We start from the raw sequence: 26,336 nt of genomic DNA, 5'->3' as shown, positions 1-26,336 counted from the left end.
TTGAAGTTTTGCTCGTCTACAACAACGAACAATAGAGTTTCCAGGAGATAAAAAATGGTAGGTATCGCAGTTCTCGGCGCCGGTCGCATCGGCAAGATCCACGCAGCCAACGTCGCTGCGAGCAAGTTCGCCAAGCTGGTGGTGGTGGCTGATCCGTTCGGCAATGCCGCACAAGAGTTGGCCGATGCATTCGGTGCCGACGCCATGCTCGACTGTGAAGCGGCCATCGACCGCGACGACGTCCAGGCGATTGTCATCGGCACCCCGACCCACACCCATATCAGCCTGATGCAGCGTGCCGTGCGCCAGGGCAAAGCGGTGCTGTGCGAGAAGCCGATCGACCTGGACATGGCCAAGAGCCTGGCCGCGGTAGAGGAAGTGGAGCGCCTCAATGGTCGGGTCATGCTGGCGTTCAACCGCCGCTTCGAGTCCACGTTCGCTGAAATGCGTGCAGCCATCGACGCCGGCGATATCGGCGAAGTGCGCCAAGTGATTATCAGCAGCCGCGATCCTGGTCTGGCACCTGAAGACTACATCCAGCATTCGGGTGGTATCTTCCGCGACATGACCATCCACGACCTGGACATCGGTCGCTGGTTGCTGGGCGAAGAACCCGTTGAGCTGACCGCTATCGGCAGCCGCCTGATCGATCCGCAGATGATGGAAAAGTACGACGACTACGACACCGCCATGGTGCAGATGCAAACGGCCTCGGGCAAACAGTGCCATATCAACAACTGCCGCCAGGCGGTCTATGGCTACGACCAGCGCATCGAAGTGTTCGGCTCCAAGGGCATGCTGCAGATGGACAACTTGCGGCCGACGACAATCCGTCGCTGGAACCAGGACGTCACCGATGCGCGAGAACCGCTGCTGAACTTCTTCCTTGAGCGTTATCAGCAAGCCTACAAAGCCGAACTCGATGCCTATATCGAAGCGCTGGTGAAGGGCACTCCGATGCCGACCACCGTGCAGGACGGCCTCAAGGCTTTGCAGCTGGCCGATGCCGCGGTCGAATCGGTCAAGACCGGGCGCGCGGTCAGGCTCTGAGCTTGAACGGTCATTGGCTATCTCGGACAAGAACACCTGGAGAACATCATGTCTTACAAGCTTGAGAGTGGCACCACCATTGGTGTGGCCTGCCTGGGGATTACCCACCCACACACGTCGGGCCGCGTCAAAGCCTTCAAGCGCATACCCGGCGTGCAGTTTCTTGGCGCCTACGACGACAGCCCTTTGCTGGAGCCGTTCTGCGATGCGCTGGACTTGCAGGCCCGCAGCAAGGAAGAAATCCTCGCTGACCCGAACGTGCATGTGGTGCTCGTACACCCCAAGAGCTACCTGATGGCCGACTGGGCCATTGAAGCGCTGGAGGCGGGCAAGGCAGTTCTCTGCGAGAAACCCGCGGGCCGCGGCACCATCGACACCACTCGCATCGTTGACGCGGTCGAGCGTACCGGCGGGTTGTTCCAGGTCGGCTACTGCTGGCGCTACGCGCCGTCGGTGGAAAAAATGCAGCAGGTTTTGCAGAGCGGTGAAATCGGCAAGGTGCTACAGGTTCGTGCGCATGCTGGTTGCTCCCACGACGAGGCCGACACCAATCACATGAAGCAACCGGGTGACCGTGGTGGCGCCTTTTATGTGATCGGCTGCCACACCATTGACCGTTTGCTGCTGCACTTCGGCATGCCCCAATCGGTCAATGCGCGGATTACTAAGTTCGCCGGGCAGATGAGCGATTCGGCGCGCGAGGACGCTGTGGGCGCGGTGCTCAACTACGACGATAAGTTGATCACCATCGATTTCATGTCCTGGGACCCGATGCCCTGGACCGAGAGTTGGGACATTACCGCCTACGGTACTCACGGGGTGATGCATTCCACGCCGATGCCGGCGTCGTACAAGCTTTACCACGATGGCAAGAACGGCCATCAGCAAGGCTGGACGCATTGGAACGAGAACAGCTTTCCGGAGATCTGGGCGGTGCGTAAAACCGTCTATTCCCCGGAAATCGCCGAGATCGGTAACCCGGTGTATTTCGATCGAGAAGCCGCTGCCTTCGTCCAGTCGTTGCGCACCGGCAGCCCTTCGACGGTGCCGGCCAGCCAGGCGCATAACATCAACGTGATACTCGAAGCGCTGTTCGAGTCCGCTGAGTTGAATGGCCAGGAAGTCATCCTGGCTAAATAGCGACGTGTAGTCCCGTACGTGAAATGACCCCGCCGGCTCTGTAAACAGAGCCGGAAGGGAAGTTGCACCCCCGAGAAATGCCAACAACAAAAAGAAGAGGACACCATGCACAAGTTCATCAAGATTGCCGCGGTAGTATTGTTGGGACTGGCCGTCAGTGCCTGCGAGAAAAGCGCAACCAGCACCAAGGGCACGATTGGCATTGCCATGCCCTCGAAAACCGAAGCGCGATGGGTTTCAGACGGTAGCAGCATCGTCGATTCATTGAAGAAACTCGGTTACGACACCGACTTGCAGTACGCGCAGTACGAAGCGCCGACCCAGCTGTCGCAAATCGAAAACATGATGGTCAAGGGCATCAAGGGCCTGATAGTCGCGCCGATCGATGGCACGACCATGGCCGATGTACTCAAGCAGGCCAAGGAAAAAGGCATCAAGGTCATTTCCTATGACCGCCTGATCCGCAACACCAAAGACTTCGATTATTACGTCACCTTCGACAACTACCGCACCGGCGTTCTGCAGGGGCAGTCCATCGTCGACAAGCTGCAGCTCAAACAGGGCAAAGGCCCGTTCAACCTGGAAATCTTCGCCGGCTCCACGGACGACAACAACGCCCATGTGGTGTACGCGGGGGTGATGTCGCAACTCAAGCCCTTCATCGATAGTGGCAAGTTGGTTATTCGCAGCGGCCAGCAGGACCTGGACAAAGTGGCTACGCCGAACTGGGACGGTGCCCAGGCCCAGGCGCGCATGGATAACCTGCTCAGCGCCTTCTACGGCACCGCCCACCTGGACGCGGTGCTGGCCATGAACGATCAGATCGCCAATGGCGTGGTGTCTTCATTGCGGGGTGTGGGCTATGGCACGGGCAAGCAAACAATGCCGATCGTGACTGGCCAGGATGCCGAGATTTCCAGCATCAAATCGATCATTCGCGGCGACCAGAGCTCGACCATTTTCAAGGACACCCGCGCCCTCGCCGAAGCCGCCGCGCAGATGATGGACGCGACCTTGAGTGGCAAGACCGTCGTGGTCAACGACTCCACGTCCTACGACAACGGCTCGATGATCGTGCCGACCCAGCTGCTGACTCCACAACTGGTCGATGGCAATAACTGGCAGAAAATCCTTGTCGATGACACCAAGTTCTACACGCCTGAGCAGTTGCGCTGAGGCAACCCGAGTTCGGTGCGTGCTGGCAGGAGAGAAAAAATGACAAAAACAATTCTCGATATGCGTGATATCCAGAAGTGCTTCGGCCCGGTGAAGGCACTCAGCCGGGTCAACCTCAAGGTCGGCGATGGCGAAATCCATGCGATCTGCGGTGAGAATGGCGCTGGCAAATCGACCCTGATGAAGATCCTCAGCGGCGTCTATCCGCATGGCAGTTTCACCGGCGAAATTGTCTTCGATGGCGCGCCGCGAACGTTCCAGGGATTGCGCGACAGTGAGGCGCTGGGCATCTGCATCATTCACCAGGAATTGGCCTTAGTGCCCATGCTGTCGATCACCGAGAACCTGTTCCTCGGTAACGAGATCGCCCGTCATGGCGTGATCGACTGGGATCAAGCGCACCAGCGGGCCCGCGAGTTGCTCGCGCGGGTCGGCCTCGATGCCCGGCCGCAAACCCTCGTGGGCAACCTCGGCATCGGCCAGCAGCAGATGGTGGAAATCGCCAAGGCGCTGGCCAAGGACGTGCGCCTGCTTATTCTTGACGAGCCGACCGCGAGCCTCAACGAAAAGGACAGCGACACCTTGCTCAAGCTGATGCTCGAGCTAAAAGGGCGTGGCATCACCTCGATTATCATCTCGCACAAGCTCAACGAGATTGGGCGGGTGGCAGACGAGATCACCGTGATCCGTGATGGCAGTACCGTCGACGTCATCGACTGTCGTGCCGAACCTATCGATGAAGGCCGGGTGATTCGCTCCATGGTCGGCCGTGAACTCTCGGACCGGTATCCGAAGCGCGTTCCTGCCATTGGCGAAAAGCTGTTCGAGGTTGAAGGCTGGTCCGTCGGCGACCCGGAGCACTCTGGACGTGACCGCATCCGCAACATCAATTTCCACGTGCGTCGGGGCGAGGTGGTGGGCATTGCCGGGTTGATGGGCGCTGGCCGTACCGAATTTGCCATGAGCGTATTTGGCCGCTCCTATGGCTCGAACATCCGCGGCAAGGCGCGTCTGGAAGGGCGAGAAGTCGACCTCGGCACCGTGCGCAAGGCCATTCATCACGGTTTGGCCTACGCCACCGAAGACCGCAAGGGCGCCGGCCTGGTATTGGGTGAAAGCATCACCCGCAACACCAGCATGGCCAACCTGGCCGCCGTGTCCAAACGCTGGGTGATGAACGAACTGGCGGAGACTGCGGTGGCGGTCGATTTCCAGACGCGCCTGCGCATTCGCAGCCCGGACGTTTTGCAGACGGTGGACAAGCTCTCGGGGGGCAACCAACAGAAGGTCGTACTGGGCAAATGGCTGTTCTCCGATCCCAAGGTCTTGATCCTGGACGAGCCCACTCGCGGCATCGATGTCGGGGCCAAGTACGAGATTTACGCGGTGGTCAATCAGGTCGTCAGCGAGGGCAGGGGCGTCGTCATGATCTCCTCGGAAATGCCTGAGCTGCTGGGTACCTGTGACCGAATCTATGTGATGAATGAAGGGCGCTTTGTCGGCGAGTTTCCGATCGCAGAGGCATCGCAGGAAAAAATCATGCACGCAATCATGAAAAATGAGGTGATCCAGTGAGCGAAGTCAGCGTACCTCTCACATCCAAACCAACGGCGCTCACATCATTCAAGCGCGGCGCGCGTGAATACGGTCTGCTGGCATCGTTGATTGTCATCATGGTGTTCTTCCAGGTGGCCACCGGCGGGGCGCTGATGCAGCCGCTCAACCTGACCAACCTGTTGTTGCAGAACAGCTATATCGTGGTCATGGCGCTGGGCATGCTGATGGTGATCGTCTGCGGCCACATCGACCTCTCGGTCGGTTCGGTGGTCGGCGTGATCGGCGCGCTGGCCGCCGTGCTGATGGTCCAGTATCGATTGGACTTCTTCACTGTAACGGTGATCTGTGTGGCGGCGGGTGCACTGATTGGCGCGGCGCAGGGTTACTGGGTGGCGGTGTGGGGCATGCCGTCGTTCATTGTCACCCTGGCCGGCATGTTGATCTTTCGCGGCGCGACCATCGCGATTTCCCAAGGGCAATCGATCGGCCCGTTTCCGCCAGCTTTTTCGGCGATCAGTTCGGGCTTCATTCCCGATGTCTTTGCCAACGAAAACCTGCGCATTACCTCCTTGCTGTTGGGTATTGCCGTCGCAGCGGCGTTCTGGGTTGTCGAATATCGCAGTCGCAAACGCACCCTCAAGAGCGGCGGCAATGTCGCCCCCATGACCCTGTTCGCGCTGAAGAATGGCCTGGTCGCGGCGCTCATCGTGTACTTCTGCTACCTGCTCTCGACTTACCGCGGCATCCCTACGGTGCTGGTAATCATGAGTGTGTTGATCGGCGTGTACACCTTCATCATGAACCGCACCGTTATCGGCCGCTGGATCTATGCGGTGGGTGGCAATCTCAAAGCCGCCAAGCTGTCGGGGATCAACGCCTCGCGGGTGACGTTCTTCGCTTTCGTCAACATGGGCGTGCTGGCGGCAGTGGCGGGGCTGATTTTCGTCGCTCGCCTTAACAGCGCGACGCCGCGGGGCGGCACCGGATTCGAGCTGGATGTTATCGCTGCGGTGTTTATCGGTGGCGCTTCGGCGTCCGGCGGGGTTGGCAAGGTGGTCGGCGTGGTGATCGGCGCCTTCATCATGGGTGTGCTGAACAACGGCATGTCGATCATGGGTATCGGCATCGACTACCAACAGATGATCAAAGGCGCTGTGTTGCTGGCGGCGGTATTTGTAGACGTATATCAGAAGAGCAAGGGTTGATATGGCAGGCATGACTGACACCGCAGGGAGACATCGATGATCAAGCACATTGTTATGTGGAACCTGGAAGGTGAGACGCCTGAAGAGAACAGGCAGGCTTGCCTGTTCCTCAAAGAACGTTTTGAAGGGCTTGCCGGGTTGATTCCCGGGCTGTTGAAGATCGAGGTCGGCGTGGATATCAGTCGTATCGATTATGCATGCGACGTGGTGCTTTATACCGAGTTTGATTCACAGGAGACGCTGGATGCCTACGCCTCTCACCCGGAGCATTTGCGGGTGAGAGGTGAGTTGGGTAATTCACGTATTGCGCGGCACCAGGTCGACTACGTGCCCTCATAGATATGCGCAGATCCCGAAGAACTGCCTGTTTAGCATGGTCTTCATCTACAAGAATCAGATTCGCCTTGCATCCATCTATCCTGATACGTTGATTCGAGGGATATAAACGGATCCCTGCTGTTTAAAGAGGGCAGGTCATGTGAACCCTAATGACGAGCATGCTCGCTGTCTTAAACCCGATTTTCATATCGACGATAAGGCGTCGAGCAGGCGAGTTGGAAATTTATTGCTATGGACCGCTATTGGGCGATTTCTGCCCGTTATGACGGGCCGGAATCAACCCGGAGCAAACGCTTAACCGAGCGATACGACGAAGCCTGTTGCCGCACAAAGTCCGCCAAGCATTACCACGCGCACACCGCCAAGCTTGTTTACGATGGTGTCGCCTGTCAGTCGTCCCAGCGTCATTGTTGCGGCGAAGCATGCATAGCCCAACCCGCCATAGCTAGGTTCCATTCCCCGGCTCGAGACTAAGAAGATCGCGCTCCAATCGAGAATTGCGCCTTCAGTGAGAAACACGATGAAGCAGAGCGCCCCTAAGAGAAGAACGATACCTCGCGGCACCGCAAAAAGGGGCTCTTCCTTTTCAGTCCCCTACAACAGCAAGGTGGGCACAGCTCTGTAGAGCGCTCCTAATACTGTTGCAACTATGCAAAGCATAGAGAACAGCGGAGTTAGGCCGAGGCTGAGCAAAGCGGTCATCGCTCCGACGCCCACTATGCCACCGACGCTGTAAAGCCCGTGGAAGCCGGACTGAAGTGCCTGCCCACTATTTTTCTCGACGATGACCGACTGTATGTTCATGGCGCAATCAAGCATGTCCATGCTTGCACCGAAGGCCAGCACAGCCAATACCAGCCCAGGCCTCCATCGTCCATTGCGTAGTGATGCTTGGTGACGTTGACAATACGGTCATGAATGCCGGTACGGTTGTTCTGGAGCGACATGCCCTGACCTGTTCCGCTCAGCGCCAAGAAGCACTGGAACCCCCTCCGTTGAAGCGTTTTCCGACAAGGAGCTTCAATCCGTATTCGCCAAAGCCTTTCCACTGCCTCAACGAAGTGTCGCAAACGATTCCTGGAATGTCGCACCAGGCCAACCGTACTCACCATGCGTGCGCTCGGTAATAAACCTTATTAGAGATTGGTCTATCCAAAAACGACGACATTCTTTCCTATAACCGACCTGGCCGCTTATTGAGAAGCTGCATAATTATATGAATTAAAAAGAAAAATAATTAATTCGCAGTGTATTTTTTATGTTTTGTCTATGTATACATAAGAAATACAATCTATTGACCATCCCCAAAACCCATGCGAATCTCGACTCATCAGTCAGCCGCACCTGACAGCGAAACTAGCTCTGGAGGTCGTTTGTGAAAAACGGCAAAACTTGTCTCTACGAAGACCTGAAACGTCAAATTTTGACGATGGAACTGGACCCTGACGACGCGCTGGATGAAGTCATTCTCAGCGAGCGTTATGGCTTGTCCCGAACGCCCGTCCGAGAAGTTTTTCGCCGCTTGGCCGGTGAAGGTTATGTCGATATTCGAGAAAATCGGGGCGCTCGGGTTATTCCAATGAATCACTCGACACTGCGAAATTTCTTCCTGGTTGCACCGATGATGTATGCAGCCATTGGCCGCCTGGCGGTTCAAAACTTCAAGCCACGCCAACTGATCGATTTGAAAGACACGCAGAACCGCTTCCGCATTGCCACCACCACAAGAGATGCGCTGGCAATGGTCGTCGAGAACAATCGCTTTCACGCGATCATGGGCGAAATGGCCGGCAATCAGTATCTCCAGCCCAGTCTGGAAAGGTTGCTCATTGATCACTCTCGCATCGGTAATACATTTTTCCGACCTCAAAATGAGGACATGGAAGAACGCCTTGAACTGTCTGCGGGGCACCATGATTTTTTTATCGAGGCTATTGAACGTCGCGATGAAGAAGCCGTCGTTGATCTCGTGTTTGAGCATTGGGAACTGTCCCGAGAAAACATGGAGATTTTTATTGCGCCCCAAGGCATCAAGGCGGACGCACTCATTGACCTTCCACGTCACTCATCTTCGGAGAAATCATCTTGAAATTTGAAGGCATCTATACACCTGCGGTGACTCCTTATAAGCCTGATAGGGAAATCGACTGGAACGTGTACTCGGATGTATTGGAGTCGCTGATCGAAGCGAAAGTACACGGTATTATTATCGGCGGGTCGACCGGCGAATATTATGCGCAGACTTCAGAAGAACGTACTGAGCTTGCCGCTTATGCGAAAGATGTGATCGGCACTCGGGGGCAACTGATCGTTAGCACCGGGGCCATTCGCACTGAAGATGCGGTGCAGTATGCGAAGGATGCCAAAGCGATCAAGGCGGACGCCATTCTCGTCACCAGTCCGCCGTACGCGCTCCCGACCTCCGAGGAAAACGCGATACATGCATTGACCATTGATCGCGCTGCCGACCTGCCGATCATGCTTTACAACTACCCGGGTCGCATGTGCGTTTCGATGGACGAGGATTACTTCACCCGTGTAAGCAAATCGAAAAACGTCATTGCCATCAAGGAAAGTTCCGGCGACATGGGGCAGGTGCATCTCCTCGCGCGTAAGTTCCCCAACATCGCACTGTCATGTGGCTGGGACGATCAAGCGCTGGAGTTTTTTGCCTGGGGTGCCAGAAGTTGGGTGTGTGCAGGTTCCAACTTCTTGCCGAAAGAGCACGTGGCGCTTTACGAAGCCTGCGTCATTGAAAAGAACTTCGACAAAGGCCGTCTGATCATGTCGGCGATGATGCCTCTGATGGATGCTTTGGACGGCGGCAAGTTCGTGCAGTCGATCAAATTTGGTTGCGAGCTGGCTGGACTGAAAGTAGGGGACGTGCGCCTGCCGCTTCAGCCGCTTGATTCAGAAGAGAAGAAAAGCCTTAAAGCGATCATCAACGATGTGAAACGCAACGTTGCCAACATCACTTCGGGAGCCAGCCATGGGTGATTTTCTGAGCAAGGCCGAATACGCCGCCATCGCTAAAAATATGTCGTTCCCTTCCAACGCTTTTATCAACGGAGCGTTCAAACCCGCCATCTCTGGCAAAACCTTCGCCACGAATAACCCGGCGACGGGCGAGTTTTTGACTGATGTCGCCGCCTGTTCATCCGAGGATGTCGATGTTGCGGTGAGTAATGCCAAAGAGGCTTTTGAGGATGGTCGCTGGAGATCAATTTCTCCCAGGGAGCGCAAAGCTGTTCTGCTGAACTTCGCGAACCTGCTTGAAAGCCATCAGCACGAACTGGCTGTCCTCGAAAGTCTAGACAGCGGTAAGCCCGTCAGTGAATGCCAGTTGGTTGACGTACCGGACACTATCCACACCCTGCGCTGGCACGCGGAGTTGATCGACAAGATTTATGACAACACTGCCCCGGTGGGCAGTGACGCACTGAGCATGGTTGTCCGCGAGCCGATTGGAGTGGTGGGCTGCGTATTACCCTGGAACTTCCCCCTGCTGATGCTGGCCTGGAAGATCGGCCCGGCGCTCGCAGCAGGATGCTCGGTGATCGTCAAACCTGCCGAGCAGACCTCGCTGACGACGTTGCGTGTTGCGCAGTTCGCGTTTGAAGCCGGTGTTCCCGCAGGCGTGCTCAACATCGTTACGGGTACAGGCAAGGATGTCGGAGAGCCGATTGGCTTGCATAACGATGTCGACATGGTGAGCTTTACCGGCTCCACCACGACCGGTCGCCGTTTCTTGCATTACGCAGCCGATTCGAACCTGAAACGCATCGTGCTCGAATGTGGCGGGAAAAATCCTGCCGTGGTGATGGACGATGCCGAAGACCTGGATCGTGTGGCCGAGCATGTCGTCAACGGTGCGTTCTGGAACATGGGCGAAAACTGCTCCGCGACCTCGCGCCTGATCGTCCACGAGTCCGTGAAAGATGAGTTGCTCCAGCGCATGGGTGCCTACATCCGCGAATGGAAGATGGGCGACCCCCTGGATCCGCAAAACCGCGTAGGGTCGCTGGTCAGCCCGGAGCATTTCGCCAAAGTGAAGTCGTACCTCGAGCATGCTACCGCTGGAAAGCTTGAGGTCGTGTACGGCGGCGCGACCAAAGACGGTGCCTTCGTAGAGCCGACCGTGATTGACGGCGTAGGTCGGGACAATCGATTGTTCCAGGAAGAGATCTTCGGCCCGATTCTTTCGGTCACCACCTTCAACACCCTCTCTGAAGCCATTGCCCTGGCCAATGACACCGTGTACGGCCTGGCCGCCTCGGTTTACACCGCCAGCCTGCGTCGGGCGATCAAGTTGTCGCGGGAAATTCGCGCCGGCATCGTCACGGTGAACTGCTTTGGTGAGGGCGATGCGTCTACGCCATTCGGCGGCTACAAAGAGTCGGGCTTCGGTGGTCGGGACAAATCCATTTTTGCCCATGATCAGTACACCGAAATCAAAACCATCTGGATCGATGTGTCTGATCGGTCGGATGATGAGACCGTAAAATGAGCACCCATACCATCAAGCGCCTACCGGTCGACACCGGGGTTTCAGGTTGGGAGGCCATTTCCACCCGCACTGCGCCTGTCCGTATGCTTGATGGAAATGTGACGGCGGACTGGCTGATTATCGGTGCGGGCTTTGCCGGTCTTTCCGCCGCTCGTAGGCTATCCCAGCTGCACCCCGGCGATAGCATTGCGATCATTGACGCCCATGAAGTTGCGAAGGGGCCTGCAGGCAGAAACTCTGGCTTCATGATCGACGTGCCGCACAGTCTTTCATCGGGGGAATATTCAGTTGCCGGTGAGTCTGCAACGGCACTGGAAATTGCGCAGAACCGCTTTGCCATTGCTTTTGCCGCTGACGCCGCACGGGAGTACGGCATGTCTGCTGCCACCTTTGACCCGTCCGGAAAGATCAACGCGGCGGCAACCGAGCGCGGGATGAAGCTTAATGACAATTATGCCAAGTCACTGAAAAACATCGGCGAACAGTTTGAGTTGCTGGATGCCGCGAACATGCAGGAGATCACCGGTTCCCGTTATTACCACGGTGGGCTGTATACGCCCGGAGCGGTGATGATTCAGCCCGCCCAATACATTAGGGATCTTGCGTTCGGGCTGGATAAGAACGTCAGCCTGTACGAACGGTCACCGATTATTGAGTTGGCCAGATCGGGTAACAACTGGAAGGCGAAATCTCATCGTGGCGTTGTGAATGCGCCGAAAGTGATTTTGGCCGTCAATGGTCACGTCGAAGACTTCGGCCATTTTCAGGGTCGTCTGTTACACGTTTTTACTTACGCTTCGATGACCGCTGCCTACAGCCATGATGAGTTTGACCGGTCAGTGACAGGCAAGGATCGATGGGCTTTGTTACCCGCTGATCCAATGGGGGCGACGCTTCGCAAGATTACTTTAAACGGGCTTTCGCGCATTGTTATCCGTACCAAGTTTACCTATGACCCCAGTATTCAAGTAACGCCTATGCGTGTTGCTGCAGTGGCCGAAGAACAACGTCATTCGCTGGATGCACGGTTCCCCGAGTTGAAATCAACGCCGTTGGAGTTCAGCTGGGCCGGGCGCCTTTGCTTGAGTCGTAACAGCGCGCCAGCGTTTGGAGAAATAGAAGAAAACCTCTACTCGGCCTGCTGCGAAAACGGCCTGGGGACGGTTAAAAGTACCTTGGCCGGCGTGATGGCTGCCGAACTGGCCAGCGGCACACACTCAAGGGTTCTAGACAGTTTCAGTCAAATGCCAGGGCCAAGCAGGCTGCCACCCAAGTTAATAACGAAGTTGGGTGTCAACTCGGTTATTCGTTGGCAGGCATTGAGGGCAGGGCGAGAGGGCTGAAGTGCTTTAAACATCCGGCTTTTATTTCATAAAAGTCTAATCTCTAGTTTTAACCGTAGATCGGAGTTCGCCATGAAAAAGATTTGGAAGGCAATCTGCGCTGTCGCTGTGGCCGGCTTATTTAGTTTGCCAGTCCACGCGGAAGAAAAAACAATTGTCATGGGTACTATGACCTGGGAAGACTTGACGCCAATTACCGGTATAACCAAGAGTGTGCTTGAAGATTCTGGTTATACCGTAAAAGTTGTCGAGTTTTCCGAGTGGGGCATCGCTTACGCTGCGTTAAGCAAGGGTGATGTTCAGGTCTTGGCGTCCCAAACGGACTATGCGGCGAACGATTACTGGAACAAAAACAAGAACAAAATCGAGAAACTATCTCCCGTTTCGTTTGGCCTTTATCAAGGCTTTGCAGTGCCAAGTTATGTCGACATTGATTCTATTGATCAACTGAATGCCAATTCGGAAAAACTGGGCGGCAAGATCATCGGTATCGAACCGGGTTCGGGGTTGATGAGCGATGCCACCAATGTGGTTAAAGCCTATGACCTCAAACTCAAGCTGGTCGAAGGCAGTACCACGGCGATGACGGCGGCGTTGAAATCAGCGTTCGACCGTAAAGAGCCGGTAGTCGTCACCGTCTGGGACCCTTCCTGGATGACCAAGAAGTTCGATCTCAAATTCCTGAAAGATCCAAAAGGCATTTTCCCGCCACTGCAAGGCTATTACTGGATCGGTCACAAAGGCTTTGCTGCAGAAAATCCACATGCTCGTGAGTTGATGGCGAGCGTGTATGTGCCCATCACGGACATCACCGCGATGAACGCCGAAGTCAAAGATGGCAAGACCATGGAAGAGGCGATCAAGGGCTGGACCGACAGCCACGCTGACTTGCTCAAGCGTTGGGAAAATATCAAGAAGTAATGACTTTTGCTTAAAGCCACTGCCGCCCTTTGATTCATTAGAGAAACCAGAAAACTGGTTCACGGGTTACGAAAATGACAACGGCCAAAATAGACACTAACGAAGTGCTGATAGATTGCCAGTCAGTCTGGAAAATCTTCGGAAAAGCCGCACCTGCAGCCATGAATGCCGTGGTCACTCAGGGGCTAACCAAGACTCAGATCCTGCAAAACTACGGCTGTGTGGTCGGAGTCTCCGACGTCAGTCTTCAGGTTCGCCGAGGCGAAATCTTTTGCATCATGGGATTGTCCGGCAGTGGCAAATCCACACTGATCAGGCTACTCAATAAGCTGATCACACCGAGCTCAGGGAAAGTCCTGGTTAAAGGAAAAGATCTGTCTTCCCTTACAGCTGCACAGCTTCGTGAGGTTCGGGCGCGTCACATTGGCATGGTCTTTCAGAGCGTCGCTTTATTGCCAAATCGGACGGTGCTGGAGAACACGGCGTTTGGCCTCGAAGTGCAAGGCGTGGGCAAGGTCGAGCGTTACAAAGTAGCCGAGCAGGCGTTGGCTAAGGTTGGTTTGAGCGAATGGTCATCGCGTTATCCCAGCGAGTTGTCTGGCGGTATGCAGCAACGTGTAGGGCTGGCGCGTGCCATTACGGCGGACCCTGAAGTGATTTTGATGGATGAGCCGTTCAGTGCGCTTGACCCGTTGATTCGCAGGCAACTGCAGGATGAATTCCGTCAACTGACCAAGGAGCTTGGCAAGTCCGCTGTATTTATTACTCACGACCTGGACGAGGCCATCCGCATTGGTGATCGGATTGCGATCATGAAAGATGGTGTGATCATTCAGGTGGGCACTGCGGAGGAGATCGTCCTCAATCCGGCTGACGATTACGTCGCAGAATTCGTGGCGGGGATTTCCAGACTGCATCTGGTCAAAGCCCATTCGGTCATGACGCCCGTCGAGGCTTATAAGGCTGCGAACCCAAGTTGTGATATCTCCAGGCTGACTAAAACGTCTCGCGAAGCTGATATCAACGAACTGATCGGATTGACGATGAAGTCCGAGCGCGACGCACTGGCTGTCATCGATAACGGTGAAGTGGTCGGAATCATTACGACGCGTGATCTGCTTCGTGGCGTACAAGGCATTTCGAATGAGTTCGCGGCTTCGTCAGCCGCTACTGTTCTGGAGACATCGACATGAGCACCCCGGACTTTTCCAATCAGTTCGACTCAGTCGTCGACTCGGGCCTGGAATGGCTCTCGGATCACGGCGAGTTTTTGTTCGACGGCGTCAATGCGCTGCTGACCGGCGTTTACGAAAGCGTTCTCTGGTGTATTGCCTACCCCCCGTATTACGTTGTCGCCATCGCCATTGCCCTTATCGGCTGGCGGGTTGTCGGCGTTCGATTCGCCATTCTCACAGGCCTGGCGTTGGTGTTTTGCAACGTGATTGGCTTGTGGCCGGAGACGGTCAGTACGCTCGCCCTGGTGCTGACGGCCACCGTGCTCGCGCTGGTGGTAGCGATTCCATTGGGGGTGCTGGCCGGTCTGGCGCCGTCCGTTGATCGAGTCGTGGACCCTGTTCTGGATCTGATCCAGACCATGCCACCCTATATCTATCTGTTGCCGGCCATCGCGCTGCTCGGCTACGGCCCGGCCACGGCACTGTTGGCCACCTTCATCGTTGCCGTACCACCGGCCATACGCCTGACCTCCTTGGGGATTCGCATGACCCCACGGGAGTTCATCGAGCTGGGCGATGCCAGTGGCGTCACCGGCTGGCAGATGTTTTTCAAGACTCGCCTGCCGTTCGCCAAGCCAAGCATCATGGCAGGGGTGAATCAGAGCCTGATGATGGCCTTCGGTATGGTCGTCATTGCCGGCATCGTCGGTTCCGGCGGACTGGGTGAGTCGATTTATGGCGCTGTTCGTACACTGGATATCGCCAAGTCGATCAATGCGGCTATCGCCATCGTCATTCTGACCATGATTCTGGATCGGTTGGCGCAGCACGCTGCACAATCGCGGATGGGAGAAAGCCAATGAGTACCCCTGACATTCAATTTTCCCCGGGCGAGTTCCTGGCCCCTGCCGTTGACTGGCTGAACGCCAATCTGCATGGGTTGTTCAAAGGGATCAGCCAGGTCATCGAGGCGGTGCTGGGTGCCGTGGAGGCCGTGCTGCTGGCTCCTCACCCTTATGTGTTCATTGGCATAGTCGTCGTAGGCGCGTTTTTTCTCGCCAACAAACGCGTCGCCGTATTCGCTGCCTTGATGTTGGCTTTTTGCTTGTTCTCCGGCCTTTGGGTCGCCTCCATGCAAACGATCGCCCTAGTCTCGGTCGCGGTTCTGATATCGGTGGCAATCGCCTTTCCGCTCGGTGTTCTGGCGGCACGTGTGAAGCGGGTTGATGAAGCGTTCCTGCCGATCCTCAACATCATGCAGACGGTGCCGCCATGGGTTTACCTGATCCCCGCCGTGATGCTGTTCAGCCTGGGGCGGGTGCCGGCAATCATCGCGACCATCGTTTACGGCATTCCGCCGATGCTCAGGCTGACCACTCTGGCGTTCAAGCAGTTGCCGAAAGATTTGCTTGAACTGGGGCAGGCGTCCGGTGCTTCACCCAGGGACATTTTGTTCAAGATCGAATTGCCGACTGCCGCTCCAACGCTGTTAGTAGGTCTCAACCAATGCATCCTCATGTCCCTGGCGATGGTGGTGCTGGCAGGCCTTGTAGGTGCGGGTGGCCTCGGCGCTGAAGTGACTCGAGGCCTCTCGAGGATGGAGATGGGCCTGGGGCTTCGTGCCGGCCTGGCGATTGTCGCTGTGGCACTGCTTCTGGATCGTCTGTCACGCGGCGCATTGCAGCGTCATTCCCCCCGCAGCCTCGTTTGAAAGGGTTCCAGTATGAGACGCAGCTTTTTTTGCATTGACTCACATGCGTGCGGCAATCCGGTTCGGGTGGTGGCAGGTGGCGGTCCGTTGTTGCCGTCGGTGTCGATGGCCGAGCGACGTGAGATTTTCGTCCGTGATCACGACTGGGTTCGAACCGCGTTGATGTTCGAACCCCGGGGGCACGACATCATGTCTGGCGTCATCATCTATCCGTCCACCCGTGATGACTGTGACTTTGGTGCATTGTTCATTGAGGTCAGCGGCTGCCTGCCGATGTGTGGGGCAGGCACTATCGGCCTGTCTACCGTCGTGATCGAGGAAGGCCTGATCACACCACGCGAGCCTGGCAAGTTGGCCATCGAGACGCCGGCCGGGCGAGTCGATGTCGACTACACCATGAACGGTGAATCTGTTGATTCCATTCGCCGGTTCAACGTGGCCAGTTATCTGCACAGTGCCGATGTGGTGGTGGAGGTGCTTGGCGTTGGCGAACTCATCGTGGACATTGCTTACGGCGGCAATTTCTATGCGGTCGTCGAGCCGCAGGAAAACTGGGCCCGATTGGAAAGATTGACCACCGCAGACATCGTTAGCCTGAGTCAGAAGCTGCGCTCGGCTTTGGCTGAAGTAAGTGACCCTGTCCATCCCGAGAACAGCAGAATCAGCGGCGTTCACCATGTCATCTGGTGCGACGATGGACACACTACGGCAGCCGATGGACGTGGTGCCGTGTTCTACGGCGACAAGGCCATTGATCGTTCTCCCGGTGGCACCGGTACTTCTGCGCGAATGGCTCAACTGTTTAGCAAGGGCCGTTTAAAAGTGGGGGATACGTACCGCAACGAAAGCTTGATAGGGACAATCTTCGAAGGGAAAGTCGAAGAGTCGGTCAAAGTCGGAACGTTCGACGGCATCCGGCCAAGTATCGGTGGCTGGGCGCAGATCACCGGACACAACACCATCTTTGTCGATGATACAGACCCGCTTCGTCATGGCTTTCAGCTTGCCTGATCAGTAAAGTGATGCGCCAGGAAAGAGGGCTTTATTCGCTTCCTGTGGTACGCATTGGAAATGCATCAAACTACATGTTCGTTAACGCAACAGAGTGGTCGAATATTGATCGAACGACGCCAATTTAGCGGAGGTATGAAGGGAAAAAACCTTCGCTATCTGAATGAGAACTCCAGCGAGACTAATCAAACGGTTCGGGCAGGATTTCTGCTGCTTGAGCATTTCTCGCTGCCCGCGTTCACCCAAGCGTTGGATACAATTGTCACCGCGAATCTTCTGCGACCCAAGTCGTTCTCTTCCCAAACGTTTGGTTTGAACGATGGGGAGGTCGTCAGCGATCTGGGCCTGGTCATTCGGCCAGATGCCCGTATCGATTGTTCAATGATTAAAGACCTGGATTTGCTAGTCATTTGCGGCGGCTACAGGACTGAGCTCAAGGCAACGGATGAGTTCATCCATGTGCTGAGAGCTACTTCTGACCTGGGCATCAGTCTGGCCGGGTTGTGGAATGGCGCATGGTTTCTGGGACGCGCAGGATTGCTTGACGGTTACCGTTGCGCCATTCACCCCGAACATCGCCCCGCACTCGCAGAGTTCTGCAAGGCGACACAAGTCAGCAGTGAGCCCTATATTATTGATCGAGACCGGCTCACGGCTTCTAGTCCCTCTGGGGCATTTCATATGGCGTTGGACTGGATCAAAGGACTGCACGATAAAGCCCTCGTCGAGGGTGTTGAGGACATCCTGGCTTTCGAGGAGTCTCGCTACCGGCGCATAAAACCAACTGAAAGTATCTGTGTGAGCGCGCCGTTACGCGAGGTGGTGAAGCTGATGGATGCCAACCTCGAAGAGCCTTTGGAGTTGGAGCAGTTGGCTGTTTACGCTGGACGTTCGCGTCGACAACTCGAGCGTTTGTTCAAGGAGCAACTGGGCACAACGCCACAACGGTATTACATGGAGTTGCGTATCACCGAGGCGCGTCGACTGCTTCAGCACACGGAGCTATCCCAGGTCGATGTGCTAGTTGCCTGTGGTTTTGTTTCGCCTAGTCATTTCAGCAAGTGCTATAGCTCGTATTTTGGATACCGACCTTCCAAAGAAACGCGGCTAGTAAAGTAAAAAGTACCCGTGAATCAGTAACGTTCAGGAATGATCCATCGCAACGGTGGATTGGCTAGACCACTTTGATTCTGGGCAAGGTAGCGGTCGGAAAAGCTGTGTCTCAATGCATCAGATGCGGCACTCACTGCCGAAATTAAATACGACCAAACGTTTTTCCGTGACTTCATGGCGCAGCCCGATGCGCCGACACCTTGAGTTCAACGACAGTGCGACCTGTTTGCAGACGCAGCTCGGATAGCTCACTTTTTCGAATGTGCCCTTCATGGCGGCGGTTCATCGCGAGTTGATCTTTCGTAATTGATACCGTCAGCGTGATGATATTCCTCCGATTGGCTATGGGCAGAACTCAGTAGCGTACCTTGGAATAACTCCCTTTCTTGCTCTTGCTACACCCAAAAAACAAGTCCAGAATTGAGTCCGTTCCTGCTTCGTGGATAAAATAAATACCTTGTAGTTCAATGGGTTGGGCGCCAGATGCGAGTCTCGTTTCCAGCTCCAATCTCCTGATTTGTATTCGCTGTATCGTCAATCTGTGGTTATTCGCGCAGCGTTTTGCCGCAACTGATCTAAATAGTCAGCCCATTGTTGAGCCGCTTCCCGGCGTTGTACCAGTAGTTGGGCGCGCGCGTATGCAGCCCCTAGCGCCCCCGGCATCCGGTGGGATAACGACAGTTCGAGCACAATTGGATCAATACCCAAGTGCTCGTGGGCAATGGTTCTGTAGGTCGCGCGAAAACCGTGGGCTGTGATGTCATACTCTGGCCAATCTCCTGATTTGTATTCGCTGTATCGTCAATCTGCCATCGCTCGCGCCGCGTTTTGCCGCAGTTGGTCTAAGTAGTTCGCCCATTGCTGAGCCGCCTCCCGGCGCTGTACCAGCAGTTGAGCGCGCGCGTATACAGCCCCTAGTGCCCCCGGCATTCGGTGAGATAACGAAAGTTCGAGCACGATTGGATCGATGCCCAAGTGCTCGTGGGCAATGGTTCTGTAGGTCGCGCGAAAGCCATGGGCTGTGATGTCGTACTCTGGCCAGATGCGCTGAAAGGACTTGAGCATGGAGGTCGGATTTATGGGGCGTCCCGGATAGACCGGCGAGACGAATACCCAGCCTTTGCCTTCTTCGTCCACCACGCGGGTTTTATGCAGTTCGCGTAGCAGAACCAAGGCTTGCTCAGGAAACGGCACGATGTGTTTGCTCTTGTCCAGGTGCTTGGTCTTGCTCACCACATAACGCCAATCCGCGCCCACCAGGTCGACATCTTCCCAGCGCATCTGCACCAGTTCGCCTGGGCGGACCGGTAACATAATCAGCAGGCGCATCGCGGAGGCAACGCTGCCGTCGTTGCAGTTATCCAGACGCAGAAGAAACCTGCCTAGATCTACTGGCCTTTCGATCGCCGGGTTGCTGGTGACGACATGACGGATCTTCAGTTCCTCAATGTTGCTGAGCGCTACGTTGCGCTCAACCCAGCCGCGTCCTTCAGCAAACCCCAGGACGGCACGGATGATGGTGCGCACGCGCCGGGCCATCGCCATTGTGCGCTGGCGGCGCAGCTCGGTAATGATCGTGGTGATGTGCTCCAGCTTGATCTCGGTGACCGGTTTTTTACCAATGGCAGGCAAGATGTGGTTGTTCAGCGCTCCGCTAAACCCTGAGATGGATTTAGTCACCAGTTCGGCAGACTTGAATGCCAACCATTGCTTGGCTACATACTCGAAGGTGTGCATCTCGTTAAGAAGTTGCGCCTCGATTTTGGCGGTCTTGGCCTTCAGCGGAGCGGTGTTGTTAGCCACGTCGCGGCGCGCGCCGCGGGCAATGTCGCGCGCCTCCTTGAGACCAATGTCGGGGTAAGCGCCGATGGAGAAGCGGTTTTCCTTCCCATGCAGCCGATACTTCAATCGCCAAACCTTGGAAGGGGATTTGCCGACCTTACTCGACGCCCTCACCTCCAAGTAGAGGCCAGGAACTTCGCCATCGGCGTGTTTGCCAGGTTCGGTCAGCGAGCGGATCAAGGCATCGCTGAGTTTTCGTTTGAAAACGACCACATTATCTGGGGGCATCGGTGGGGGCATCCTTTTTAAGGAACCGAAATTTGCCCCCAATTATGCCCCCATGAGTCGTGGAATCCACTGGATTTAGACAGGCGGCAATGGACTAAAATTACCAATAACCTATTGTTATAAAACGGTTTTATGGAATTTACTGGAACTCCATTACAGGCTATCGGGGTCCCCAAAGAACATCTGAATCCTCGACCGCAACCACCGCTCCCCCGGATCATTGTCCTGCGATCCCCGCCAGGCCATATGCAACTCAAACGAGCGCACCGGCAACGGCGGTTCCTCAGCCCGCAAGCCGCCCGCGGCGGTCAGTGCTTCGGCGGCGTAGTCCGGCACGATGGCGACAATATCGGTCCCCGCCAGCAACGTACCCAAGCCATTGAACTGCGGTACGGCCAGCACCACATGGCGTTTGCGATCGAGCTTCTCCAGCTCTTCATCGATAAACCCGCTCAAGTCGCCGGCAAACGACACCAGCGCATGGGGGCGGGCGCAGAAGTCGTCCAGGCTGAGGGCGCCGGGTACGCTGTCAGCGCGCAGCAGTTTGGGCAGGCTGCGGCGCAGCACCTTGCGCTTGGCGTTGGCCGGCAAGTCGGCGGTGTAGCTGACGCCGATGGAGATTTCTCCGGAAGCCAGCAGGCCTGGCATCAGGATGTAGTTGACGCGGCGTACCACCAGCACGATGCCAGGGGCTTCGGCACGCAGGCGCTTGAGCAATTGCGGAAGCAGGGCGAACTCGACGTCGTCGGACAGGCCGATGCGGAACACGGCGGTGCTGGTGGCCGGGTCGAACTCGGCGGCGCGGCTGACGGCGGTGGAAATAGAGTCCAGGGCCGGGGAGAGCAGGGCGAAGATTTCCACGGCGCGGGCCGATGGCTCCATGCTGCGCCCGGTACGCACGAACAGCGGGTCGTCGAACAGGCCGCGCAGGCGCGATAATGCTGCGCTGATGGCCGGTTGGCCCAGGAACAATTTCTCGGCCGCGCGGGTCACACTGCGCTCGTGCATCAAGGTTTCGAATACGATCAAGAGGTTCAGGTCGACACGACGCAGGTCGTTACGGTTCATCTTGTGTCCTGGAAGAGTCAGCAAACTTGACGAGAGCGGCCATATAGAGCCCTTGGGTTCTATTTGGAAGCATGACCGGCATGAATCTTACGGGGAAAGGCTGGTACTCTGCACCGGCTAATTGAGTTTTCCTACGATACTTGAGGGTTATTCCTCAGATGCGGAATCAATGGCAGACATGTCGACTATTAACGGCGACCGGTGGTCTTACCCGGAAAGCCCAGATAGAGTTCGTGGCAATAGAGGTTACTTTGACGAGGTTTGCGATGTCCCGCACGATCCGTTTTCACAAGTTTGGTCCGGCCGAGGTGCTCAAATGCGAAGAGCATGCAGCCGCGCAGCCTGCACCGGGCGAAGTGCAGGTGCGTGTCGAGGCGATTGGCATCAGTTGGTATGACATTTTGTGGCGCCAGAACCTGGCATCCTCCCATGCACGCCTGCCGTCTGGCCTTGGCCATGAAATGGCGGGTGTTGTGGTGGCGCTTGGTGACGGCGTGGATGATTTGGCCGTGGGCGATAAGGTGGCCAGTTTTCCGGCCGAGAGCCCCAATGATTATCCGGTGTATGGCGAACAGATCGTCTTGCCACGCACCGCCCTGACCCGTTATCCGGATGTCTTGAGCCCGATCGAAGCCAGCGTGCACTACACGCCGCTGTTGATTGCCTACTTTGCCTATGTCGACCTGGCGCGGGTCAAACCCGGCCAGTTTGCACTGGTGACTGACGCCAGCCACTGTGCCGGTCCGTCCTTCGTGCAACTGGGCAAAGCCTTGGGTGTTCGGGTGATTGCCGCGACCAAGGACAGCGCTGAGCGCGAGTACCTGCTGTCCCTCGGCGCCGAAAAGGTCATCGTCACCGAAGAACAGGACCTGCTCATGCAGGTCAACAAGATCACCGACAACCGCGGTGTCGACGTTGTGTTCGATGGCTTGGGTGGCCCACAAATGTCGCTGCTCGGCGATGTACTGGCTCCGCGTGGCAGCCTGGTGCTGTACGGCTTGCAAGGTGGCAACCAGACACCCTTCCCAGCGTGTGCCGCGTTCCAGAAGAACATTCAGTTCTTTGTACATTGCATCGGCAACTTCACGGGTAAACCGGAGCTGGGCATCATCCAGGACCAGGTTGCGCTGCAACGAGCGTTGCGTGATATCAACCAGTTGACCGCCGACCGTGTGCTGGTGCCCCTCAAAACCACGGTGTTTCCGTTCAACCAGTTCGTCGAAGCGCACCGCTATATGGACGAATGCCCGTGCCGAGAGCGTGTTGCATTGCAGGTTTAAGCTGTTTGAGCTGTAGGAGTATTCGCAAATGAATGCTCGGTCGTCTGGATGAATGAGGCAAATGTGCCATTTGTCAGGGCTTAACCCGCGCGAGGGTTGAGCCATCGTTCAGGCACATCGTCCCGCAAAACCCGACCTTTCTCCCCAATGCCGCCCTGAATCCCAGTGCGGCATCTTTACGTTTGCGTCAGCTTCGCCGTACCCATTTACCATCTGAACGGATTTCTCGTCCTGTTCTGTATCTGTTAATCATTATTCCAGCACTGATAATTGTGTCTTCACTGTCATCTCAAGGATTGAGCAATGATTGAATATCTGACATTTGCGCTTCAAATGTATGAAACTGGAACTTCTCGACGGTTACCGATGAGGAAGATCGTGGGTGTCCCGGCAGGCGATGCCCGCTCTTTCAAGAACAATTCATTTAGTCGGATAAATTATAGTTGTCGGAAACTTCTTTAGTTTTCCGGATAAGCCAGTGTAGGACGCTGTCAGAGCGTTCCTAGGGCCTAATCAGGGCCTTGGTACAAGGGTTTCAGGGAAGAAGGGCGCGACGGGTGCGTAATTGGCAAGCCCTGGGACTTTGTTGCAGCGTGCTAAAGTTTATCCAACGTCATACCGCGCGATGGACCACGCGTCTACATATGTAATAAGTCGAGCAAATATGCTCAATAGTTGCTTGAAACTGATACTTCAACTCAGGTAGTAGAACGATGAGCTCTATTCACGAACAAGCCATGAACTATGTTTATCATCAAGTTCTGCAACGTTTAATCGGGCACTTTACGCGTGCCGAACGTACAGCACTTCAATTGCTTATTCAGCGAATCGTCGTGGCGGCCGGCGGCATGGAGCAAGTGGGGCAATACAAGATCATGGTGGCCCATGGGGGTGGCGAGGTCAGCAGCTACACCCTGGCGCTGTTGCGTGCGGCGCAACTGAGTATCGCCGTTCGCGCGCCCGGGACGTTCCAGCTACGGGTTGCCACCTTGCGGCATACGGGCATGACCCAGGCCACGCTCGATACCTTGCATCATGGCTACGGCATGTTGTTTTTCCATGACGACCCCCGGGTGGAGTTGTTGATGGTGGAAAATCAGGAAGTGCTGCCTTTCAACCACCAACGCCCGCCCTCCAGTGCTGGCACCGCCGTAAGTCAGCGCAATAGGGTGATGGTGGGGCACATGACCTCCGGGGATGTTCGCGCCACGTTGTGCAATGACACTTACCTGGCCCTGGCGGATTTCTACCCGCGCGTCACCAGTTGGAACGCAGGCGTGCATGCCTTGGTCAGCGGCGACTCCCCGCGCAAGCAGGGCCAGTACCTGGCCTGGCTGAAAAAGAACGCGCTGGCGGCGGGTGTCGTCATTCCCCCCGGCAGCCCCTCGTCGCTCAACCGTCTGTTTGCCTGCATGGAAGAGTGGAGCACCGGCTGTTACCAGGATCTCTACGGCGACCAATACACGCCCCCGGAAAGTCCCGGTCGGGGTGGGCACCGCCATCTGGCGTATATCGGGATTGCCGACTTGCTCAATGGCATGAACCCGGCCACAGCGCCGTTGCTTACCGAGTTTTTGAGCTATAGGCCTGATCCATTCGGTGTCCACTTCAGCCATCCCACTTACCCGAACCCTTTGCTGATGGCCCATCTGCGAGGCTTGCAGGCCGAGTGTCTGCGCGATCTTGCCTATGAGGATGGGGTGGAGGCGTTTCTCCGGCAGGCGCAGGATTACATGTGTAGCCGGCAGATTCCCGAACACTTGATCGCGCAAGCGCCGACGGGGGACGGTCGTGCCCTGTCAACGGCCTATGCCCAGGCGTTCTTTGGCCTGGATGAGAGCCAATTGACCTGCCTGCTGTTTTCGCCCTTCATTCACCATGGCGAGCGATTGGAAGGTTACCTGCGCCAATGCCATCCGGGCATGCTGGTGGCGCTCCCCGAATTGCACAAGGCGCTTCAAGGCAAACCCGTCGCCGATATGCTGTTGCAGTGGGTCATTGACGCCAGTGGCTTGCCGTTGTCCTTGTTGCAGCATCTGTACCGCAAGCGGCCCCTGGAGGCCGGGCATGCGCGGGTGCGGCGCGGTACGCATGCCGAGGCGCAAGCCTTTCAGTTGTCCGGGCGTTGAGTCCGTGCGCTGGCGTATTGGTCCGGGTGCGTGGCAATGACCCTGCGTGGTGAGCGGCAGGCGGACTTTGCCTACCAGGCGGTGTACCGCTACATGATCAACCTTATCAACGAAGTCAGCCTGGATACCCCGGCCAAACTGCCGTCCCTGCGGCAATTGTCGACGCGCCTGAATGTGTCGATCTCGACGATCCAGTACGCCTACTCGCTGCTGGAAAAGGAGGGCCGGGTCTACTCGGTGGCCAAATCGGGCTATTTCGCCTGGCCCGTAACGGCTAACCCGCTGATGGCGGTGGGAGGCGACCTGCTCGAGCGCTTATATGCCGCCGCGCGGCGACCGGGGATGAGCGTGCTCAGCGGCGATGAGCCGACGCTGCTGGGCTCGCTGGATAGCGTCTTGCTGACGCTCGAGCGCCAACTGGTGCGCCTGCATCCGCGCCACCTGCAACCCTGGTCGCAACCGTGCGGGGTGTGGGAGCTGCGCGCGGCGCTGGCGGCCCGTTATACCTCGTCGCCGACGCGCTGCTGGCAGGCGGATGACGTCTATATCGGTGCGGACCTGCGCGGGGTACTGGAGATCCTGATCGAGGTGCTGGGCCTGAAGGGTAAGACGGTCGTGGTCGAATCCCCCTGCGATTACTTGATCCTGCGCTTGTTGCAGGCTGCTGGCGTACGGGTCGTCGAATGGCCCTGGCAGGCCGATGGCAGCCCGGACCTGGCGTTGTTCGAGCACTGGCTGCGCCACGAATCGGTGCACCTGGTGCTGCTGTCGTCGGTGGTCAGCATGCCTTCGGGCCACGCCTTGCCTGCCTATGATCAGCTACGACTGGCGAGCCTGTTGGACCAATCTGGCTGTTGGTTGCTGGAGAATGATTGTTTTGGTGAGCTGTGCTTCGCGCCACGCCAGAGAGCAATGCGTGACCTGATCAACCCTGAGCGGCTGATCGTGTTCTCGTCGTTCGAGAAAATGCTCGGCCCGGAGGCGCCCTTCGGGTATGTGCTGTCTCGTCATCTGGCCAGCGAGTTGCAGCGCCAGTTCCTGTTGCGCGCGTTTCGCCTGTCGTCGATGCGCCAGCATGCGATTGCGCGCCTGTACCAAAGCGGGCGGCTGGACCAGCACCTGGAGGCATTGCGCCAACGCTTGCGGGAACAGGCCGCGGCCATGAGCGAACGCCTGGATATGCGCCTGGAAGGGCGCGTGACCTATCGAATGCCCGTCGCCGGGGCCAGTTTCTGGTTGCAGTCGGTGGCGGCGGTGGACATGCGCCAGGTATTCCAGCGTGCAGTGGCCCAGCAGGTCGTGATCGCCCCTGGTGAATTGTTCAGCCTCAGTGGCCTGCATCACCAGCATCTGCGACTGAGCCACACGTTCAATGGGCAGCCCAACCTGGACATTGCCCTGGATACCCTGGCGCAGGCGCTGTTGCAGGCACAGACCGGCTAGGATGTTAAAAAATTCTCTTAGGCTTGTAGGATCGATACCGTCGCGCAGTAGTCCAACTCTCAGTAAACTGTCATTTTTTCCGAATCCATCTCTCTGAG

The 26,336-nt window shown here is 56.6% G+C and carries 22 protein-coding genes and 2 pseudogenes; 19 read left to right on the top strand and 5 right to left on the bottom strand.

From position 1 onward, the window contains the following. Nucleotides 1-54 precede the first annotated feature (54 nt). The 6 genes from iolG to P2T68_RS19280 all read left to right on the top strand — a co-directional run bounded on the left by iolG (nucleotide 55) and on the right by P2T68_RS19280 (nucleotide 6,467). Nucleotides 55-1,050, top strand: a complete 996-nt coding sequence (gene iolG, locus P2T68_RS19305) for an inositol 2-dehydrogenase (protein ID WP_277378048.1) — start codon at nucleotides 55-57, stop codon at nucleotides 1,048-1,050. 12 nt (nucleotides 1,051-1,062) lie between these two features. Further along, on the top strand, nucleotides 1,063-2,190 hold the full coding sequence (locus P2T68_RS19300; protein WP_277379760.1) for a Gfo/Idh/MocA family oxidoreductase: 1,128 nt from the start codon (nucleotides 1,063-1,065) through the stop codon (nucleotides 2,188-2,190). A 105-nt stretch (nucleotides 2,191-2,295) separates the two neighbouring features. Further along, nucleotides 2,296-3,366, top strand: coding sequence for a multiple monosaccharide ABC transporter substrate-binding protein (chvE, locus tag P2T68_RS19295; RefSeq protein WP_277378047.1), 1,071 nt, complete (start codon nucleotides 2,296-2,298; stop codon nucleotides 3,364-3,366). A 39-nt stretch (nucleotides 3,367-3,405) separates the two neighbouring features. Next, nucleotides 3,406-4,941 (top strand): multiple monosaccharide ABC transporter ATP-binding protein, encoded by a 1,536-nt coding sequence (mmsA, locus tag P2T68_RS19290; RefSeq protein ID WP_277378046.1) that lies wholly within the window; start codon nucleotides 3,406-3,408, stop codon nucleotides 4,939-4,941. After that, nucleotides 4,938-6,128, top strand: coding sequence for a multiple monosaccharide ABC transporter permease (mmsB, locus tag P2T68_RS19285; RefSeq protein WP_277378045.1), 1,191 nt, complete (start codon nucleotides 4,938-4,940; stop codon nucleotides 6,126-6,128). Before mmsA ends, mmsB begins: the two co-directional genes overlap by 4 nt. A gap of 36 nt (nucleotides 6,129-6,164) precedes the next feature. After that, complete coding sequence (locus tag P2T68_RS19280; protein ID WP_277378044.1) at nucleotides 6,165-6,467, top strand: Dabb family protein; 303 nt, start codon at nucleotides 6,165-6,167, stop codon at nucleotides 6,465-6,467. Nucleotides 6,468-6,764: 297 nt separating this feature from the next. On the opposite strand, the pseudogene P2T68_RS19275 reads toward P2T68_RS19280, so the two are convergent. Beyond that, a pseudogene (locus P2T68_RS19275) lies at nucleotides 6,765-7,331 on the bottom strand (MFS transporter); the annotation flags it as partial. Beyond that, nucleotides 7,268-7,414: a hypothetical protein gene (locus tag P2T68_RS19270; RefSeq protein ID WP_277378043.1), complete on the bottom strand. Its 147-nt coding sequence runs from the start codon at nucleotides 7,412-7,414 to the stop codon at nucleotides 7,268-7,270. The pseudogene P2T68_RS19275 and the gene P2T68_RS19270, both read right to left, overlap by 64 nt. Nucleotides 7,415-7,842: 428 nt before the next feature. On the opposite strand from P2T68_RS19270, the gene P2T68_RS19265 reads away from it, so the two are divergent. The 10 genes from P2T68_RS19265 (at nucleotide 7,843) to P2T68_RS19220 (ending at nucleotide 18,254) form a co-directional block, all read left to right on the top strand. Then, a complete protein-coding gene (locus P2T68_RS19265) occupies nucleotides 7,843-8,556 on the top strand; it encodes a GntR family transcriptional regulator (RefSeq protein WP_277378042.1) in 714 nt (237 codons plus the stop codon). Beyond that, nucleotides 8,553-9,464 (top strand): dihydrodipicolinate synthase family protein, encoded by a 912-nt coding sequence (locus P2T68_RS19260; RefSeq protein ID WP_277378041.1) that lies wholly within the window; start codon nucleotides 8,553-8,555, stop codon nucleotides 9,462-9,464. The genes P2T68_RS19265 and P2T68_RS19260 overlap by 4 nt, the downstream gene beginning before the upstream one ends. Further along, the gene (locus P2T68_RS19255; RefSeq protein ID WP_277378040.1) at nucleotides 9,457-10,974 is read left to right on the top strand and encodes an aldehyde dehydrogenase; all 1,518 of its coding nucleotides are present in this window, start codon (nucleotides 9,457-9,459) and stop codon (nucleotides 10,972-10,974) included. The genes P2T68_RS19260 and P2T68_RS19255 overlap by 8 nt, the downstream gene beginning before the upstream one ends. Next, nucleotides 10,971-12,317, top strand: coding sequence for an FAD-binding oxidoreductase (locus P2T68_RS19250; protein WP_277378039.1), 1,347 nt, complete (start codon nucleotides 10,971-10,973; stop codon nucleotides 12,315-12,317). Before P2T68_RS19255 ends, P2T68_RS19250 begins: the two co-directional genes overlap by 4 nt. Before the next feature lie 72 nt (nucleotides 12,318-12,389). Further along, the gene (locus P2T68_RS19245) at nucleotides 12,390-13,238 is read left to right on the top strand and encodes a glycine betaine ABC transporter substrate-binding protein (RefSeq protein ID WP_277378038.1); all 849 of its coding nucleotides are present in this window, start codon (nucleotides 12,390-12,392) and stop codon (nucleotides 13,236-13,238) included. Between the two features lie 74 nt (nucleotides 13,239-13,312). Beyond that, nucleotides 13,313-14,431 carry a glycine betaine/L-proline ABC transporter ATP-binding protein gene (locus tag P2T68_RS19240; protein WP_277378037.1) on the top strand — a complete coding sequence of 373 codons (1,119 nt, stop codon included), beginning with the start codon at nucleotides 13,313-13,315 and terminating at the stop codon, nucleotides 14,429-14,431. After that, the gene (locus tag P2T68_RS19235) at nucleotides 14,428-15,276 is read left to right on the top strand and encodes an ABC transporter permease subunit (RefSeq protein WP_277378036.1); all 849 of its coding nucleotides are present in this window, start codon (nucleotides 14,428-14,430) and stop codon (nucleotides 15,274-15,276) included. The genes P2T68_RS19240 and P2T68_RS19235 overlap by 4 nt, the downstream gene beginning before the upstream one ends. Beyond that, nucleotides 15,273-16,124 (top strand): ABC transporter permease subunit, encoded by an 852-nt coding sequence (locus P2T68_RS19230; protein ID WP_277378035.1) that lies wholly within the window; start codon nucleotides 15,273-15,275, stop codon nucleotides 16,122-16,124. Before P2T68_RS19235 ends, P2T68_RS19230 begins: the two co-directional genes overlap by 4 nt. A gap of 12 nt (nucleotides 16,125-16,136) precedes the next feature. Further along, nucleotides 16,137-17,135: a 4-hydroxyproline epimerase gene (locus P2T68_RS19225; RefSeq protein ID WP_277378034.1), complete on the top strand. Its 999-nt coding sequence runs from the start codon at nucleotides 16,137-16,139 to the stop codon at nucleotides 17,133-17,135. Between the two features lie 135 nt (nucleotides 17,136-17,270). Continuing rightward, complete coding sequence (locus P2T68_RS19220) at nucleotides 17,271-18,254, top strand: GlxA family transcriptional regulator (protein WP_277379759.1); 984 nt, start codon at nucleotides 17,271-17,273, stop codon at nucleotides 18,252-18,254. 528 nt (nucleotides 18,255-18,782) lie between these two features. Here the strand turns inward: P2T68_RS19220 and P2T68_RS19215 are convergent. From P2T68_RS19215 to P2T68_RS19205, 3 genes and pseudogenes are all read right to left on the bottom strand, one after another. Next, nucleotides 18,783-19,022 (bottom strand): annotated as a pseudogene (locus P2T68_RS19215) (integrase); the annotation flags it as partial. A gap of 27 nt (nucleotides 19,023-19,049) precedes the next feature. Beyond that, on the bottom strand, nucleotides 19,050-20,318 hold the full coding sequence (locus P2T68_RS19210) for an integrase arm-type DNA-binding domain-containing protein (protein ID WP_277378033.1): 1,269 nt from the start codon (nucleotides 20,316-20,318) through the stop codon (nucleotides 19,050-19,052). A 153-nt stretch (nucleotides 20,319-20,471) separates the two neighbouring features. After that, entirely contained in the window at nucleotides 20,472-21,386 is a 915-nt protein-coding gene (locus P2T68_RS19205; protein ID WP_276193086.1) for a LysR substrate-binding domain-containing protein, read from the bottom strand. A gap of 266 nt (nucleotides 21,387-21,652) precedes the next feature. Between P2T68_RS19205 and P2T68_RS19200 the strand changes: the two genes are divergently transcribed. The 3 genes from P2T68_RS19200 (at nucleotide 21,653) to P2T68_RS19190 (ending at nucleotide 26,238) form a co-directional block, all read left to right on the top strand. After that, nucleotides 21,653-22,666, top strand: a complete 1,014-nt coding sequence (locus P2T68_RS19200) for a zinc-dependent alcohol dehydrogenase family protein (protein WP_024075599.1) — start codon at nucleotides 21,653-21,655, stop codon at nucleotides 22,664-22,666. A 713-nt stretch (nucleotides 22,667-23,379) separates the two neighbouring features. Further along, complete coding sequence (locus P2T68_RS19195) at nucleotides 23,380-24,795, top strand: hypothetical protein (protein ID WP_277378032.1); 1,416 nt, start codon at nucleotides 23,380-23,382, stop codon at nucleotides 24,793-24,795. A gap of 36 nt (nucleotides 24,796-24,831) precedes the next feature. Further along, the gene (locus P2T68_RS19190) at nucleotides 24,832-26,238 is read left to right on the top strand and encodes a PLP-dependent aminotransferase family protein (RefSeq protein WP_277378031.1); all 1,407 of its coding nucleotides are present in this window, start codon (nucleotides 24,832-24,834) and stop codon (nucleotides 26,236-26,238) included. The last annotated feature ends 98 nt before the right edge of the window (nucleotides 26,239-26,336 follow it).

Source organism: Pseudomonas sp. G11 (genome assembly GCF_029457515.1).
Lineage (GTDB): Bacteria > Pseudomonadota > Gammaproteobacteria > Pseudomonadales > Pseudomonadaceae > Aquipseudomonas > Aquipseudomonas gorinensis.
The sequence above is the reverse complement of the archived record's forward strand: the minus strand, read 5'-3'. Positions and strand labels throughout refer to the sequence as shown.

Coding starts and splice junctions, on each gene's coding strand:
- iolG (WP_277378048.1), top strand. CDS start 55: ATGGTAGGTATCGCAGTTCTCGGCGCCGGTCGCATCGGCAAGATCCAC.
- chvE (WP_277378047.1), top strand. CDS start 2,296: ATGCACAAGTTCATCAAGATTGCCGCGGTAGTATTGTTGGGACTGGCC.
- mmsA (WP_277378046.1), top strand. CDS start 3,406: ATGACAAAAACAATTCTCGATATGCGTGATATCCAGAAGTGCTTCGGC.
- P2T68_RS19280 (WP_277378044.1), top strand. CDS start 6,165: ATGATCAAGCACATTGTTATGTGGAACCTGGAAGGTGAGACGCCTGAA.
- P2T68_RS19270 (WP_277378043.1), bottom strand. CDS start 7,414: ATGTCGCTCCAGAACAACCGTACCGGCATTCATGACCGTATTGTCAAC.
- P2T68_RS19255 (WP_277378040.1), top strand. CDS start 9,457: ATGGGTGATTTTCTGAGCAAGGCCGAATACGCCGCCATCGCTAAAAAT.
- P2T68_RS19250 (WP_277378039.1), top strand. CDS start 10,971: ATGAGCACCCATACCATCAAGCGCCTACCGGTCGACACCGGGGTTTCA.
- P2T68_RS19245 (WP_277378038.1), top strand. CDS start 12,390: ATGAAAAAGATTTGGAAGGCAATCTGCGCTGTCGCTGTGGCCGGCTTA.
- P2T68_RS19240 (WP_277378037.1), top strand. CDS start 13,313: ATGACAACGGCCAAAATAGACACTAACGAAGTGCTGATAGATTGCCAG.
- P2T68_RS19235 (WP_277378036.1), top strand. CDS start 14,428: ATGAGCACCCCGGACTTTTCCAATCAGTTCGACTCAGTCGTCGACTCG.
- P2T68_RS19230 (WP_277378035.1), top strand. CDS start 15,273: ATGAGTACCCCTGACATTCAATTTTCCCCGGGCGAGTTCCTGGCCCCT.
- P2T68_RS19225 (WP_277378034.1), top strand. CDS start 16,137: ATGAGACGCAGCTTTTTTTGCATTGACTCACATGCGTGCGGCAATCCG.
- P2T68_RS19220 (WP_277379759.1), top strand. CDS start 17,271: ATGAAGGGAAAAAACCTTCGCTATCTGAATGAGAACTCCAGCGAGACT.
- P2T68_RS19210 (WP_277378033.1), bottom strand. CDS start 20,318: ATGCCCCCAGATAATGTGGTCGTTTTCAAACGAAAACTCAGCGATGCC.
- P2T68_RS19205 (WP_276193086.1), bottom strand. CDS start 21,386: ATGAACCGTAACGACCTGCGTCGTGTCGACCTGAACCTCTTGATCGTA.
- P2T68_RS19200 (WP_024075599.1), top strand. CDS start 21,653: ATGTCCCGCACGATCCGTTTTCACAAGTTTGGTCCGGCCGAGGTGCTC.
- P2T68_RS19195 (WP_277378032.1), top strand. CDS start 23,380: ATGAGCTCTATTCACGAACAAGCCATGAACTATGTTTATCATCAAGTT.
- P2T68_RS19190 (WP_277378031.1), top strand. CDS start 24,832: ATGACCCTGCGTGGTGAGCGGCAGGCGGACTTTGCCTACCAGGCGGTG.